We start from the raw sequence: 14,567 nt of genomic DNA, 5'->3' as shown, positions 1-14,567 counted from the left end.
AAATAGGTACTGCTGCTTAATGCGTTGCATCGACTGTCGACATAGGCTGGTTCAGTAGAAAGCGTTACGCGTTTCCTTCGGCATTATATGAAAAAATGGATCGAATCTCAGCTAGACACCCGTCTGCCAGACCGGCTTTTGCCCAACGCAACGGGATCACATACCCACCCGGACGAGGGCATTAACCGCAGGCAATTTCTTTCCCTGGCCGGGCTATCGGCACTGGCGTTGGCTGCCCACTCGCGGGGGCTGGCGCAGATACCCGAACAGGAAGGGCTGCACATTGGCTATTCGGCCATTACGTGGGGGGGCAATGACGCGCAGGCCATCAATGATATTTCGGCGACGGGCTACAAAGGTATCCAGCTCAGGGCCAACGCGTTTGGACCCTACCGCGCCAAACCGTCGGAACTGAAGGCGATGCTGGATCAGCACAACCTGAAACTGGTGATGTTTTCGAGCGGCAACGTGGACGTGAACCCCGCCAATGAGCAGAGTACGATAGATACCCACGTGGCCCACGCCAGTTTTGTAAAGGCCCTGGGTGGGTCGGCTATTCAATTGACCAATTCGGCCCGGCCTAAAGACCGCCAGCCCACCCCCGACGAGTTGAAGCGCCTTGCCACGGTGATGAATGAGATTGGCAAACAAACCGCCGATCTGGGTGTGCAGGCCGTGTACCATAACCACATGCATCAACTGGGCGAAACCCCCGCCGAAATTGACATGATTGTGCAGGCCATGAACCCCAAAGCGGTACGTCTGCTGCTCGACATTGCCCACTTCCGGCAGGGCGGCGGCCAACCGGAGAAAGCCGTTAAGCAGTATAAGGACATCCTGCATTCGCTACACCTGAAAGACACCCTCTCGCCCCTCCCCGACCGCCCCAACGACCCCAACGCCTACAAATTCGTGGAATTGGGCCGGGGCAATGTCAACGTGCCGGCGGTGTTCAAAGCCCTCAAAGACATCGGCTTCACGGGCTGGGGCATTGTTGAACTCGATGGTGTTCCCGATCAGGGCCGGACGGCGCTGCAGTGCGCTCAAACAAACAAAGACTACATTACTCAAACCCTGAAAGTAAAATTATGAGCGCATCACTCAACGCTAAAAATACGTCCAATCAGCCCCTGATCAGCTCAAGGGTACTCAAACTGGTGGGGCTGGAAATTGCCCTGGTTGCGTGTGGCTTCCTGCTATCGGCCAAACGGATGCCCGAACAGGCTAACACGCTGACGAAGAGCGAAATGCGAGAAGGCTGGAAACTGCTTTTCGACGGAAAAACGACGAAAGGCTGGCGGGGTGCCTACAAAGAGACATTCCCCGAACAAGGCTGGAAAGTAGAAGACGGTGCGCTGACGATTCAGAAAAGCGACGGTTCGGAATCGAAGAGCTTCGGCGACATCGTGACCACGGATGAATACAGCCAATTTGACCTGCGGTTCGAGTTCAAGCTGAGCGAAGGAGCCAATAGCGGCGTGAAATATTTTGTGGCCGAAACTACGCCCAAACCGGCTGGCTCAGCTTTCGGGCTGGAATATCAGGTGCTCGACGACGAACGCCATCCCGATGCCAAGATGGGCCGCGACGGCAACCGCACGGTGGGGTCGCTCTATGATCTGATTACAGCTCAGGGCAAAACCGTGAACCCCATTGGCCAGTGGAATGCCGGGCGCGTATTGGTGCGCGGCAACCACGTAGAGCATTGGCTGAATGGCAAGCGGGTGGTGTCCTATGAACGGGGGAGCGAAGCCTTCCGGGCGCTGGTGGCGAAAAGCAAGTATGCCGCCCCCGCCTACAACGCCAACGGCCGCTTCGGCGAAGCCCCCAAAGGCCATATCCTCCTCCAGGACCACGGCGAAAAAGTCTCGTTCCGCAACATCAAAATTTTGGGGAAATAGTCTACTGTCCAAGGTCTAACGTCTAAAGTTCAAGGTTGCTTCGCGCTTGAACTTTAGACGTTAGACCTTGGACGTTAAACCTTGAACTACTCCTGTTCCAACGTTTCCAGCACGTCCATGAGCGCTCCGAAGTCTTTGCTTCCGGGGCGTTCTTCGTTTTCGCCTGCCAGGGCAATGCCTGCCACGGGCAGTTCGCTTAGAATAGTATGTACATTATCAACGGAAATGCCGGTACCGAGCAACACGGGATGACGCGCGGCCAGTTGCTTCAGCGAGGCCAGCAGATCTTCGTCGAAATGCACGGGCGACGCACTTTCAATGAGCAGATAAGCCATATCAGGAATTTCGGTGGTGGCAAGGGCGTCTAGCTGAGCCAGGGTGGTGCCCATCATATCGAGACGCAGAATGAGCGGCTTTGCCAGTGCGTGCAGAAAAGGCAGCAGGGCGGCTTCGTCCACCTGCACCATATCGGGTTCATAGGCCATAACCAGCTGCCCGATTTGTTCGGGGTCCATTGACTGCGTTTCGCCCACAACCTGTACGCCGGCCACCCAGCCACGCATTTCACGTACACCCTCCGGCGACACGTAGTTAACGCTGTTGGTATCCATAGAAAAGCCAAGCATATCTACGCCCATTCCGGCGCAATAACGGGCATCACTCAGGTTGGTAACATGACTGATTTTAACGATTGTCTGGAGGGCCATACAGGGCATATACAGTTGGTAGCCCCCAAAATTACAACATGCGGCTTAGTTCGTCTTCCGAAAACCGCGGAGGCCGGGTGCTGGTACGGATGTAATGCCCCAACAGCATGTCTGCCGACAAAATAGGTGGACGGTTTGAGGTGCTGACCGATGTAGGTCCGGAAAAACTAACGCTGGTACCACCGTTGAAAAAGGCAAACGTTAAGGCCACAATGGCTACCCTGTTTATGGAGAGGGTGGCCTGACTACCCACCAGCTTAATTATTGTCTTCGACACAACCATCTGATTCTGAACTGGTTCATCGGTAACGGCCAGCGCAGCAATTGCCAGTGTCTTTTCGTTGATCTGTTCAACATGCAGTTGGGCAAACCGGTGCCGGTTGCCATAGCTATATTGATACAGGCCTGTCAGGTCAGCTAATTTGTCCCGCAGCCCATCGTGTTGCGACATCACCGTTAGGTCGAACGGTAATGACCGACCAGGTAAGCTAGGGCTGCGCCAGCTACCAACATACCCTGACTTGGACCACTCGCCGACATGAATACCCGTAACTGTACCTTTTTTGTCGAACTCGTGAAGCAGCAGTTCGCTACCTGTAAGGGTACCAACAACCTGAATGGCAATGCCCGAACGGGTGTAAGTCAGTGTACCATGCGCCAGCCTGCCCATAGTGATGATGGTGAGCGTTACCGGAATCGTGTTGTTAATGGCACCAACAAGCGTCTGAGTCAGTTGCGATTCGGGGGGTTTAGCAGGATTCAGTCGTGAGAAAAAGTCAGGTAAAGCAGGCATATTGGAGCGCATAAATACTGGTTTGGCACACAGGAAGAGGCAAACGTATAGTCATACGTTACCCCTGCAACCATTGTACCATTTCTTAGCTTATGGCTATTTACCCTTGAGCCCGCTTCAGGATGCTGCCCAGAAAACTGCCCACAAACGTGAGCCCAATGGAGCCGTACAGGCAAAACGCTTCCAGCTCACGCGCCACGCTCGACTGAGCCGGACCTACCACCAGCCAATAGCCCGTTGCCAACACAATCACCTGCCAGATAGCCAGAAGCCACCCTTTTCGTGGCTCGGCAAAACCGATGGCTCCCGCCGAAAACGCCGCCAGCAAGTAAGGCCAGTGAATAACTGGGCTCCGTTTGATCAGCAACAGCAATATCAGAGCATTCATCGTAGTGAAGCCCGCGTGAATGAGTAAAGCCCGATCTATAAACCGGGTAGCAGTGGGGAGCGGCTGCCCCAACAGGTCGCGGGCGGCATCAACGGTGGCCTCTGCCTTAGCCAGGTCGCGGGCGGCTTCCTCGGGCTGGTCGAGGTGCTGCCGGGTTCGGCCACGCCAATAATATGATTCGGCGGTGGCTCCGTAAAAAATGGCCTTGTCGAAATCGAGAAAGGCCTGCTGATAATTGCGTTTTTCAAACTGAATCTGCCCTGTTTCGAGGTGCAGATCGGCAATGGTGTCGTCGTAGCTTTTGCCTTTGTCCAGCTCTGCCAGCGCCGCTTTGTTGTCGGTCAGGGCGCGGTAGATGCGGGCCCGATAGAGGTAGGCTACCGCCAGTTTGGGCCGCGCAGCGAGGGCATTGTTGAAGTAAGCCAGCGCCGACGCAAACTGGTCGTTTTCGTAGAGTGTAATGCCCTCGCGCAGTTCATCGGCCTGTTTTTGGGCATCGCTCCGCCCGTCGGCATAGTAACGGAGGTAAACAAGGTAGCCTATAAACGTGGTGATGGTCAGTAACTCGATCATGATTCGGGCAATATCTACATCCAAATTAACCCCGACCATACCCGTTTCGTGCCTAATTTACCCGTTCAACTCCCGCTTAGCTATGCGTCTGATTTACCCGTTTCTTTTCTGCCTCACCCTGGCCAAATCATTGCTGGCTCAGCAGCCGAATAGCCAACAGCTACAGGCCATCACGCAACGGCACGTTCGCGCCAGCTACGCCGATTTTCAGGCTATGCTGAGCCTGCCCAACAACGCCCATATTGGGGGTCACCTGGCTCCTAACCTAACCTGGCTCACCAGAGCTTTTGAGCAGGCCGGCTTCCGGGTCACGCAACTACCCACCCGCACCCAGGCCTTGCTGCTGGCCGAAAAACAGGCCGACGTGCCGCCCACCACACCCCTGAAAACGCTGCTATTCTATATGCACATGGACGGTCAGCCCGTTGACCCTGCTCAGTGGCAGCAACCCAACCCCTACAGCCCGGTGTTGAAACAAAAAGAGCCGGATGGCACCTGGAAAACCCTCGACTGGCAAATCTTGCAAACCGGCTACGATCCCGAATGGCGCATTTTTGGTCGGTCTTCTTCCGATGACAAGGGGCAGATTATGATGCTGCTGACGGCACTGAATGCCATGAAGCAGGAAAAAATGGCCCAGCGCTATAACCTAAAGATCATCCTGGACAGCGAAGAAGAAATTGGCTCACCCAGCCTGGCCGAAGCCGTAAAAACGCATCAGGACAAGCTGAAGGCTGATTTCCTGATGGTGATGGACGGTGGCCGGCACCTCTCGAACCGACCTACGCTGGCCTACGGATGCCGGGGCATTGCCAACATGACACTGACGACCTTTGGTCCGCGCGGGCCACAGCACAGCGGCCACTACGGCAACTACACGCCCAACCCGGCCCTGCGACTGGCGCAACTACTGGCCGGCATGAAAGACGACGATGGCCGGGTAACTATTCCTGGTTATTACGACGGCATCACCATTAGCCCCGCCGTGGCAAAAGTGCTGGCAACCGTGCCCGACGACCCCGCCCAGATTGCCCGTATCACTGGCATGGCCCAGCCCGACCACGTGGGCAGCAACTATCAGGAAGCCCTGCAATACCCCTCGCTGAATATTCGGGGGCTGCAAAGTGCCGCTGTGGGCAAGCAGGCCGGCACCGTTATACCCGACCGGGCCGTGGCCGAGCTTGACCTGCGCCTGGTACCCGAATCGGACCCAAACCGACTGATTGCGCTGGTGCGTCAGCATATCGAAAAGAAGGGCTATACCATCCTCGACCACGACCCCACCGAGGCTGAACGAGCCGCCCATCCGCGCCTGATTCGGGTGGATTCGGAGGTGTCGATGCTGCCGTTCCGGACGGAGTTGGGTGGGCCGGAAGATCAGTGGCTAACGGGAGCTATGCGCCGGGCGTTTGGGCAGGACCCCGTCAAAATCCGGATGATGGGCGGGTCGGTGCCAATTGTGCCGTTTCTACGTACGCTCAACATCCCGGCCATTCACGTGCCGATGGTCAACCTCGATAACAACCAGCATGCCCCCAACGAGAACCTGCGCCTCGGCAACTACCTCGACGGCATCACCACCTGGCTGGCTATTCTGACAAACTAAACTGACACGAACTGATTCAAGCCATATATATGTTACTACATTAAATACATGTGTTATGACCTCATATCGTTCCGTCCGCACAATCCAGACTGCGCAGCCCCAACAGGTGGGCGACGGTTTTGTTGGTAAAAATGCTTTTCACCCACAATCGGCCCGGCCCTTCAGTCCGTTTTTGCTGCTCGACCATCACGGCCCCATGACGGTGGCACCATCTAACCGGCAGAAGGGCGTTGATGAACACCCGCACCGGGGTTTCGAGACGGTCACGGTGGTGTATGAAGGCGCACTGGAACACCGCGACTCAGCGGGAAATCGGGGCAAACTGTTTGCGGGCGACGTGCAGTGGATGACCGCTGCGAGCGGCATCGTGCACGAAGAGAAACACGAACTGGCTTTCTCGAAAACGGGTGGCATCCTCGACTTTGTGCAGCTATGGGTGAACCTGCCCGCCAAAGACAAAATGCGTCCGCCCCGGTATCAGGAATTACAGTCGACTCAGTTTCCGAAGGCCAACATCGCTCCCGGCGCAGCGCTCCGCGTAATCGCAGGCGAAGCCATGGGGCTGACTGGTCCCGCCCAGACGTTTAGCCCCCTGCTGTTGGCCGACCTGACCTTGACGGGCGGCACCACCGTTGAGCTACCTATACAGCCGGGCTTCAACCTGATGCTCTACGCCCTGAAAGGCACCGTGCAACTGAACCAGACCGACACCCTAACCACAGGCCAGATTGCCCTTTTCGAGCTAACTGGCGGCGATTCAGTCCATATTTCGGCCACTACAGAGGCGAAACTGCTGGTGCTGGCAGGCGAACCCCTCAACGAACCCCTTGCCGCCTATGGCCCCTTTGTGATGAACACCCGCGAAGAACTCCTGGAAGCCTTCGCCGACTTTCAGGCGGGGAAAATGGGTAGTCTTTGAGGCAGTATACGGTGGTGTATTACTGTCGTTATCATCGTTCCGCTATACCTCAACCCATCACAGCCCGTCCCCTTCGACCCCAGCGGGGTCTGGTCTTTATTATGCAACTGGTTTAATGGTTGTACTGTGCCTAAGCTACCGTAATCCCACCGCCACTGCCTACTTACTTCTTTGCTCGTTTCACCAACTCGTCGCGCTTTAATGTAATCTGACGGCCCGATGGCTGGCCGTTGCGGTAGGTGATGGTGCGGAGGGTGACGTTGCCTTCGGGGACGATGATGGGCTGGGTGTAGCGAAGGCTGTAGCGACCCGGCATGGTGTCGTCGAGGGAATAATAAATCTCCGAACCGGGAATCTCGCAGTCGAGCGTCAGGGTCAGCTTGTTATCGGCGTTGGTGGTGCTCACGATGGGGTCGTAGGCGGCGCGGGCGTAGTTGATACCGGCGGCCTCGGCACGGCGCATCTGCGTTTCCAGACGGGGAATGAATCCGGCCCAGCTGCGTCGGCTCTTCGGGGTCCAGAATGTTTCAGAAAGTGCCCATACGCGTGGGAACGACATATATTCGGCATGGGCGAAAGTGCTGAGCTGCTCGCTCCAGAGGTTGCCCTGCCCACCTAGAATCAGCGTGGAATCGACACCGTCGGGTACGGGTTCAAACTCATAACAGGTTTTCAGGCGCAGGCTGGCGTAGATGCGGGGTTCCAGCGTGGGGTCGCTCTGCATGTAGTCGATATAGGTAAATGGGGCGGGGGTCATCACCACCTTATAGCCCATTTTAGCCGCGTCGATGCCCTGCTTCACGCCATGCCAACTCATCACGGCGGCGTCTTTCGACAGTTGGGCGTTTGGGTCGTGGCTCTCGATAATCTCATCCCAGCCAATCAGTTTCTTTCCCTTCGACTGGATAATTTTTTCCACCCGCTTCATGAAATAGCCCTGCAGGTCTTCCATATGCTGAAAGTTATTGGCTTTCATGAGTGCCTGACAGGCGGGGTCTTTTTCCCAGTAGCCTTTGTAGCACTCGTCGCCACCGGCGTGGATGTACTGACCCGGAAACAGGCCTGCTACCTCGCCAAACACCTTGTCAAGAAATACATATACGTTCTCGTCGGAGGGGTTCAGCGTATTGTCGATCAGCATCTTGAACGTACCGTCGGCATACCACTCGGAGAATTCGGTACCGGGGTTCACCCGTACCGACGTGTCTTTGCTGCACGACAGGTTGGGGTATGCCGCCAGGGCCGCCATGCTATGGCCGGGCACGTCTATTTCGGGCACAATGGTGATGTTGCGGGCCTGCGCATAACGCACCACCTCGCGAATATCGTCCTGGGTATAGAAGCCACCATAGGTAGCGGGTTCGCCGGGCTTAGGATTGGCCCGTTCGCCAAAATGACCATCGCGGGGTACGCGCCAGGCGCCCACGCTGGTGAGGCGGGGCAGTAATTTAATCTCGATCCGCCAGCCGTTGTCATCAGCCAGGTGCCAGTGGAAGGTGTTGATTTTCAGTTGCGCCAACTCATCAATGTAGCGCAGTACATCGGCTTTGGGAAAGAACGTGCGGCTCACGTCGAGCATAACACCCCGCCACGCAAAACGCGGGTAATCAACAACTTGCACACCAGGGATAGCCTGATTGGTTTTGCCGGTAGCCGGGTTGGCCAGTTGCGCCAGCGACTGTGTGCCGTAGAAAATACCGGCTTCGGTGTTGGCCGTGATGGTCACGCCTTTGGCCGAACTGCGGAGCCGGTAGCCTTCGCGGCCAAGCTGGGCGTCGGGCGTGGCGTTGAGTTGCAGGCTGATGGCACCGGTGGCAGGGGGTGTTTTGGCCATCCGGTGGGCAAGCGTGAGGCCGGTGGGGCGGGTCAGTTGCGCCGACAGTCTGGCGGCGAGTGGGGCCAGTTCGGGGCTGCTGTAAACGATGGTCGTGGCTTTGTTGAGCGTGAAGCCCACGGCTTGGGGAACCACACTGACGGGCTGCGGAATAAGTTGGATAGGTGACTGGGCAAGGGTTACAGTGGCCAAAAGGAAGAGGCAGATGAAGAGACGTAAACGCATAAGAGGGGGCTTATCAGGTATCTGTTCCCAAAATACGGAATTGCCGTCAGCGATTGTATGGGTCCGTCAAAAAAGCCACGCCCCGTTCATACCGCTATACTCGCTTGTCTCATTGGCTACATTAAGCCGGGCAACTGACTAACGCCTTACCTATCGTGCCAGATCTCATCCACCAGCCTGTATTTTACTGAGTTGTGTGAGTACCACACCTGTCAGGACAACAGTCAGGGCGACAACCTGTAGGCCAGTTACTTCCTCACCAGCGGCGAGCCAGCCTATCAGCACAGCAATAAGCGGGTTAATATAGGTATGGGTACTGACAATGGCGGGCGGCTGAACGGTGACCAGCCAAGCAAAGGCGAGGTAGGCGATGAGGGAGCCAAAGAGAATCAGAAAAGCAAGTCCGCCCCAGGCTGGCAACGGCACTGCCAGCCATGCAAAGCGGTTCCACTCGCCGTTGGCCAGCGCCAGAAACGTCGCGAAAAGCCCGGCAGCACCCAACTGAATTGTGGTATGCCAGAGGTTATAACGGCCAGGCTTTATCCTGCGTGCCGCAAACAGGGTGCCACTCACCCACAGGATAGCCCCCACCAGAACAATCACTGTGCCTAAGAATTGGTTGGTAGACTGGTCTTGGTGAGGGGAATTGGCAGGCGCCATCTGGGCAAACAGAACGACGCCCACAAAGCCAATAAGCAGCCCCGCAATAATTTTTCCATTGCTAAAATACAGCTTCCACCGAGGCTGATCCAGCAGGACAAACCAAAGCGGCTCAGTGGCTACAATGACAGCAGCAGAGCCAGACGTAATATATTGCTCAGCCACAACGACCAGGCCAGAGCCACCTACCAACATCAATATGCCACTGATGGCCAAATCTCGAATCTCTTCCTTTTGTGGCCATGCATGGCCTTTACTGTAGGCGAGTAGCGCCAATAGTAAGCCCGCAACCAAATAGCGGAGTGCCGATATCACAAACGGCGGAATGGCCTTGAGCGCATACAGGTTGGCCAGATAGGTCGTTCCCCATACAAAATAGACAGCGAAAAAAGCCAGCACCAGCCAAAAGCGAGGAACAGTTGTTGCATTCATTATATAACCTCTGAAACACGTTTTAAGGGTATGAATTTCGATACGTAAACTATAACCGTTTAAACTTGTTTTACTGGTTATATAAGTTGATCATCTTTTGAGCATGGCGAAAGTCAGTACAATTGCCGAAATGGATCTTACGGGCGGAATAGCGTGTCTCGATTTCATTAACACGGCACTCAGCGATCACTTGCCAGTAGAGCGCCTGCATAGCTACAGTGACCTGCTGGTTTTAAGCCGCCGGTTATCACTACTCGACACGGCCACCCTTGACACCCTGGAGCTTATAGCCAACCAGAATTCAGCGCAGGCGGAGCGTGTCTTGCTGGAAGCCCGTAAAGTCAGGCAGTCGATGTTGGGTGTATTCGACGCGCTGGCAAGTGGTCAGTTGCAGCAGGTCACTGCTCAGTTGTTGACATCCTTTAACGGGTCTGTTCACGAGGCGCTCTGTGAACGCAATTTTTCTGTACAGGGCAATGAGCTGGCAATGACCCTGGAACGATCAGAAAAACAGCTTATGCAGGCTGTCTGGTCTTTTAGCCTGTCGGCTTATGACTTATTGACAACCAGAGACCAACAACTGGTTAAACAATGCGGTGCTTGTGGCTGGTTTTTCCTCGACGAAACCAAGAACCATCGTCGGAAATGGTGCGATATGCAAACATGTGGCACAAACCAGAAAGCCCGCCGCTACTACCAGCGTAAGAAACTGGCCTCTTTGGGCTGACGTAGACTATCTGTCCTATCCTGACCAGCACTCAAATACCCGCGCCCCACTTCCCCATTTAGGCAGGGGTACCAATCGTACGGGGGAGATGCTGTACTTTTGGGGTGCCAAGACTACCCCGCATGCTGTTCAATTCGCTTCATTTCCTCGTCTTTTTCCTGTTTGTCACCCTCAGCTACTACAGCCTCTCGAAACAGGGTCGCTGGGTGCTGCTGCTGGTAGCCAGTTGTTATTTCTACGCTGCCTTCATCCCGTCGTACCTGCTCATTCTGGGCGTGGTCATCCTGATCGATTACTTCGCCGCCCTCTGGATCGAGCGGTCGACAGGCTCCCGACGAAAGGCTCTACTTGTTCTCAGCCTGGTGGCGAACGTAGCCCTACTGGCTTTTTTCAAGTATTTCGACTTCATCAACCAAAGCGTCAACAGCCTGCTGGCTCCGCTTGGCTGGCAAAGTTCGGTACCCATGCTGGGCGACTGGCTACCCGGCGTGGTGCTGCCCATTGGCCTGTCGTTTCATACGTTTCAGTCCATGAGCTATACCATTGAGGTGTACCGGGGTAAGCAACCCGCCGAACGCAATTTCGGGGTCTACTCGCTCTACGTGCTGTTTTACCCGCAGCTTGTGGCCGGCCCCATCGAACGTCCCGGCCATATGCTGCCGCAGCTAAACGCCTTCCACGCCTTCGACTGGCCCACGGTGCGCATGGGCTTGCTGCGCATGGCGGGGGGCTTCGTGAAAAAAGTGGTTATCGCCGACCGCCTTGCCCTGGTAGTGGATCAGGCTTATTTCGACGTCGACAGATCGTCGGGCACGACCATGCTGCTGGCGAGTATTTTTTATTCGATCCAGATCTACTGCGACTTTTCGGGCTACTCCGATATTGCCATTGGGGCGGGGCAGGTGATGGGTATCCGCATGACCGAAAACTTCCGCACGCCCTACCTTGCCGCGTCTATCGGCGACTTCTGGCGGCGGTGGCACATCTCACTCTCAAGCTGGTTCCGCGACTACATCTACATTCCGCTGGGGGGCAACCGCCGCACGGCTACGCGCACTGCCCTCAACGTGCTGTTTGTGTTTGGGCTAAGCGGCCTGTGGCACGGAGCCAACTGGAAATTTGTGATCTGGGGTCTCCTGCACGGTTTGTATCTCGTTATCAGTCAGATCATTAAACCGTCGGCGCGACCATTGCCCATTCAGGAAGACAGCTCACCGGCGGTGCAGTTGCGGGGTGTGGGCGGCGTGGTACGGCATCGGGTCAACCAGTTGCTTACTTTCGGGCTGGTTACGCTAACCTGGATTTTCTTCCGCGCGCCCACTACCGACGATGCGTTTACGGTGCTGAAAAAAGTGGTCACGCTCAACCCCGCCGTGCCCGCCCAAACCCCGCTGGCCCCGCCTGAACTCTGGCTCTGCGCGGCGCTCATTGGCCTGCTTCTGTACGAAAACGCCTGGATAACGTACGTGCCGCGCGCCAGCACCAGAGCCTTCTGGGTGCTGATGCCCCTGCTGGCCCTGGCCTGTTACTTCCTCGGCGTGTTTACCTCCAACCAGTTTATTTATTTCCAATTCTAAAATGAGTTCAATGTTTAACGTCTAAGGTTCAAGGTTGCTTCGCGCTCGCCGGTTCGTACGCGAAGCAACCTTGAACCTTAGACGTTAAACATTGAACTCTATGTTCCTATGCTCTCCCTCCTACGCTGGTTTTTTCTGCTCCTCTCCGGTCTTGTGCTGTTTGTGGGTCTTACGCCACCACTTCAGCGCAAACTGAGCAGCAAAGGGTTGATACCCAATCAGTTCAGCTACGGCGATTTATACAACATGACGAACCTGCCCGCATTTCGGGAGGAAAACATCGCCGAGCACATGATGCTTAAGCCAGAGGATAAACCCGAACAGCACTACGCGAACGTGCATTTCTACAACTTCGGCGACAGCTTCACCGACATCGACACGAGTTATTACGCGGGTAGCTTCAACTTCCGGGCGTCGCAGAATGAACGGCTCCAACCTATTCATCTGGACCGGAGCAAAAAGAATATTCTGTTTTTCCAGTTCATCGAACGGGTTATCCGCGAACGGCTCCAACCCGCCGTTTACCCGGGCATGTACATCGAAAACGGCATCATGGACACCACCGGCAAAGGCCCTCTTCCGCCCCAGAAAACAGGTAAGCCCAGTCCGCTGCCTAGTTGGGCACTGGCTCAGTTTGGTCATGATATGTCGTCGCGACTGGAGTTTATCCTGTTCAATTTCAAGCCGTTTCTGAAGCTGAAAGAAGCTAAAGCCCAGTTCACGCTGAATGTGCTAGGCCGGGTACCAGCCGCCGAAGTGTCGCACGACCATAAACACGTTTTTTATAAGATTGAAGCCAACGGTCTGTCGAGTTCAAGTTCGTTTTATCCTGTCGACGAAACAGAACTCAAGCGCGTCGTCAGGGTGCTGAACACCATGCGCGATTACTACAAAAAGATGGGGTTCGACGAGATGTACGTGGCTTTCATTCCTAACAAAGTGACGGTGCTGGAACCGGAACACCGGCCCTATGGTCAGCCCTATAATCACTTAATTGAGCGTCTGGAGGCCGATACGACGCTGAAAACGCCTCTTCTGTCTTTCTACGGCACCGTGACGAAACACCCTGAATGGTACCACCTCGGCGACGGTCACTGGAACAGGCAGGGTAAACGTTACTGGCTCAGCCGCGTCAATAAACTCATCGGTCAGGTCAGCCGGGGTGATTCCATTCCTAGGATTCAATATTGAAGAATGAACACTGTATACTGAACCATGCGGTCCGACGGGTCGGCTTCGCATTCGGCACCTGCTGAGCGCGAAGCCAACCCGTCGGACCGCATGGTTTAGCCTGCAGATTATCGTTATCAGAGCAGAACTTTTGGCTGCTTTACATAACATCGCATCAACAGCAAACCTTAAAAAAATACCAGAAACAACGCTATGGGTTATCTTTGGTATTTTGTATTTATCATCTATCTATCCCTTCGAATTTTTACTGTTCGAGGGCTTGAACTACCCAAACTAAAGTACTCCGCAACAGATAGAGCCACTATAACAGAGATAACAATCAACAGACCAATCAGAATTTTTCGCTTCATATTAAGGCAAAAGAATAGTGCTATACTCCCCAACTTATAAACCGGTAATTTTTGTTATACTATTTTAAGAAGCTTCGCAGAACTGATGTTATGTAAAGAAACTAAACATAGAATCGTTATAAGTCTATGAATAAGCTCCTGCTTGCCAAAATACTATTTTTATTTGCTACATCCTCTCTTTTCGGACAGGCTAATAAAATAGAGGAATGTGCTTATCCCAATGAAAAAATCTCTACTAGGCCTCCTGATAATCGCAAGCTCATTGAAAAGTATGATCCTGCTGGGGAAAAGGTTTTTACGTTTGAAGCAATGTTTAAAGATACCATCTCAATATGGGTGGCTAATAAACTCATATTTAAGAAATACATGAAAACCGACTCGTTAGGCGATTTGGCGGATCGAGCGAGCATTAAGGTAAAACCCAAAACAGAAATTACAATTAGAACGGTAGAACAAGGTTGCACTCGATTTACGCTCAAAAAAGGCTACAAGCACATCTACGTCCAGCGAGATGGCAACGGACAATGGGGTCTCACCTACTCTAAGTATAGAAGAATTTACTGGTAAAGCGCTGTTGTATAAGTGGAATTATGTAAAGCTAAGGTATAAAGTAATGTCTACAGCTAAAGCGACTTGATACTAATTAATACCACCTAGTAATGTGTTGTCGAAGAACTGTTTTGA

Annotated in this window: 13 protein-coding genes; 8 read left to right on the top strand and 5 right to left on the bottom strand. The window is 54.3% G+C overall.

What is annotated here, in order from left to right; translation table 11 throughout:
• The first annotated feature begins 87 nt into the window (after positions 1-87).
• Complete coding sequence (locus tag J2I47_RS17940; protein WP_207365970.1) at positions 88-1,092, top strand: sugar phosphate isomerase/epimerase family protein; 1,005 nt, start codon at positions 88-90, stop codon at positions 1,090-1,092.
• 119 nt (positions 1,093-1,211) lie between these two features.
• Complete coding sequence (locus J2I47_RS17935) at positions 1,212-1,901, top strand: 3-keto-disaccharide hydrolase (RefSeq protein ID WP_207366055.1); 690 nt, start codon at positions 1,212-1,214, stop codon at positions 1,899-1,901.
• Positions 1,902-1,987: 86 nt separating this feature from the next.
• Here the strand turns inward: J2I47_RS17935 and trpF are convergent, their stop codons facing one another.
• From trpF to J2I47_RS17920, 3 genes are all read right to left on the bottom strand, one after another.
• Complete coding sequence (gene trpF / locus J2I47_RS17930; RefSeq protein ID WP_207365969.1) at positions 1,988-2,608, bottom strand: phosphoribosylanthranilate isomerase; 621 nt, start codon at positions 2,606-2,608, stop codon at positions 1,988-1,990.
• A gap of 31 nt (positions 2,609-2,639) precedes the next feature.
• Positions 2,640-3,413 carry a hypothetical protein gene (locus tag J2I47_RS17925; protein ID WP_207365968.1) on the bottom strand — a complete coding sequence of 258 codons (774 nt, stop codon included), beginning with the start codon at positions 3,411-3,413 and terminating at the stop codon, positions 2,640-2,642.
• Positions 3,414-3,501: 88 nt separating this feature from the next.
• Positions 3,502-4,362, bottom strand: coding sequence for a tetratricopeptide repeat protein (locus J2I47_RS17920; RefSeq protein ID WP_207365967.1), 861 nt, complete (start codon positions 4,360-4,362; stop codon positions 3,502-3,504).
• Between the two features lie 82 nt (positions 4,363-4,444).
• Between J2I47_RS17920 and J2I47_RS17915 the strand changes: the two genes are divergently transcribed.
• Both J2I47_RS17915 and J2I47_RS17910 read left to right on the top strand, forming a co-directional pair.
• Complete coding sequence (locus tag J2I47_RS17915; RefSeq protein ID WP_207365966.1) at positions 4,445-5,968, top strand: M20/M25/M40 family metallo-hydrolase; 1,524 nt, start codon at positions 4,445-4,447, stop codon at positions 5,966-5,968.
• A gap of 55 nt (positions 5,969-6,023) precedes the next feature.
• Positions 6,024-6,887 (top strand): pirin family protein, encoded by an 864-nt coding sequence (locus J2I47_RS17910; RefSeq protein WP_207365965.1) that lies wholly within the window; start codon positions 6,024-6,026, stop codon positions 6,885-6,887.
• A gap of 163 nt (positions 6,888-7,050) precedes the next feature.
• Here the strand turns inward: J2I47_RS17910 and J2I47_RS17905 are convergent, their stop codons facing one another.
• Together J2I47_RS17905 and J2I47_RS17900 are read right to left on the bottom strand one after the other, a co-directional pair.
• Entirely contained in the window at positions 7,051-8,913 is a 1,863-nt protein-coding gene (locus J2I47_RS17905) for a beta-N-acetylhexosaminidase (protein ID WP_310587687.1), read from the bottom strand.
• Positions 8,914-9,111: 198 nt separating this feature from the next.
• Positions 9,112-10,038 (bottom strand): EamA family transporter, encoded by a 927-nt coding sequence (locus tag J2I47_RS17900; RefSeq protein WP_207365963.1) that lies wholly within the window; start codon positions 10,036-10,038, stop codon positions 9,112-9,114.
• Between the two features lie 103 nt (positions 10,039-10,141).
• On the opposite strand from J2I47_RS17900, the gene J2I47_RS17895 reads away from it, so the two are divergent.
• The 4 genes from J2I47_RS17895 (at position 10,142) to J2I47_RS17880 (ending at position 14,450) form a co-directional block, all read left to right on the top strand.
• Positions 10,142-10,765 carry a CGNR zinc finger domain-containing protein gene (locus tag J2I47_RS17895; RefSeq protein ID WP_207365962.1) on the top strand — a complete coding sequence of 208 codons (624 nt, stop codon included), beginning with the start codon at positions 10,142-10,144 and terminating at the stop codon, positions 10,763-10,765.
• Between the two features lie 122 nt (positions 10,766-10,887).
• Positions 10,888-12,342, top strand: a complete 1,455-nt coding sequence (locus tag J2I47_RS17890; protein ID WP_207365961.1) for an MBOAT family O-acyltransferase — start codon at positions 10,888-10,890, stop codon at positions 12,340-12,342.
• A 108-nt stretch (positions 12,343-12,450) separates the two neighbouring features.
• The gene (locus tag J2I47_RS17885) at positions 12,451-13,533 is read left to right on the top strand and encodes a hypothetical protein (RefSeq protein WP_207365960.1); all 1,083 of its coding nucleotides are present in this window, start codon (positions 12,451-12,453) and stop codon (positions 13,531-13,533) included.
• 476 nt (positions 13,534-14,009) lie between these two features.
• Entirely contained in the window at positions 14,010-14,450 is a 441-nt protein-coding gene (locus J2I47_RS17880; RefSeq protein ID WP_207365959.1) for a hypothetical protein, read from the top strand.
• Positions 14,451-14,567 lie beyond the last annotated feature (117 nt).

It is taken from the genome of Fibrella rubiginis, assembly GCF_017353185.1.
Classification (GTDB): domain Bacteria; phylum Bacteroidota; class Bacteroidia; order Cytophagales; family Spirosomataceae; genus Fibrella; species Fibrella rubiginis.
This window is presented reverse-complemented; position numbering and strand designations above follow the sequence as displayed.

Bases quoted from the DNA above. Each gene is read 5' to 3' on its own strand.
- J2I47_RS17940 (WP_207365970.1), top strand. From the start codon at position 88: ATGAAAAAATGGATCGAATCTCAGCTAGACACCCGTCTGCCAGACCGG.
- J2I47_RS17935 (WP_207366055.1), top strand. From the start codon at position 1,212: ATGCCCGAACAGGCTAACACGCTGACGAAGAGCGAAATGCGAGAAGGC.
- trpF (WP_207365969.1), bottom strand. From the start codon at position 2,608: ATGGCCCTCCAGACAATCGTTAAAATCAGTCATGTTACCAACCTGAGT.
- J2I47_RS17925 (WP_207365968.1), bottom strand. From the start codon at position 3,413: ATGCGCTCCAATATGCCTGCTTTACCTGACTTTTTCTCACGACTGAAT.
- J2I47_RS17920 (WP_207365967.1), bottom strand. From the start codon at position 4,362: ATGATCGAGTTACTGACCATCACCACGTTTATAGGCTACCTTGTTTAC.
- J2I47_RS17915 (WP_207365966.1), top strand. From the start codon at position 4,445: ATGCGTCTGATTTACCCGTTTCTTTTCTGCCTCACCCTGGCCAAATCA.
- J2I47_RS17910 (WP_207365965.1), top strand. From the start codon at position 6,024: ATGACCTCATATCGTTCCGTCCGCACAATCCAGACTGCGCAGCCCCAA.
- J2I47_RS17900 (WP_207365963.1), bottom strand. From the start codon at position 10,038: ATGAATGCAACAACTGTTCCTCGCTTTTGGCTGGTGCTGGCTTTTTTC.
- J2I47_RS17895 (WP_207365962.1), top strand. From the start codon at position 10,142: ATGGCGAAAGTCAGTACAATTGCCGAAATGGATCTTACGGGCGGAATA.
- J2I47_RS17890 (WP_207365961.1), top strand. From the start codon at position 10,888: ATGCTGTTCAATTCGCTTCATTTCCTCGTCTTTTTCCTGTTTGTCACC.
- J2I47_RS17885 (WP_207365960.1), top strand. From the start codon at position 12,451: ATGCTCTCCCTCCTACGCTGGTTTTTTCTGCTCCTCTCCGGTCTTGTG.
- J2I47_RS17880 (WP_207365959.1), top strand. From the start codon at position 14,010: ATGAATAAGCTCCTGCTTGCCAAAATACTATTTTTATTTGCTACATCC.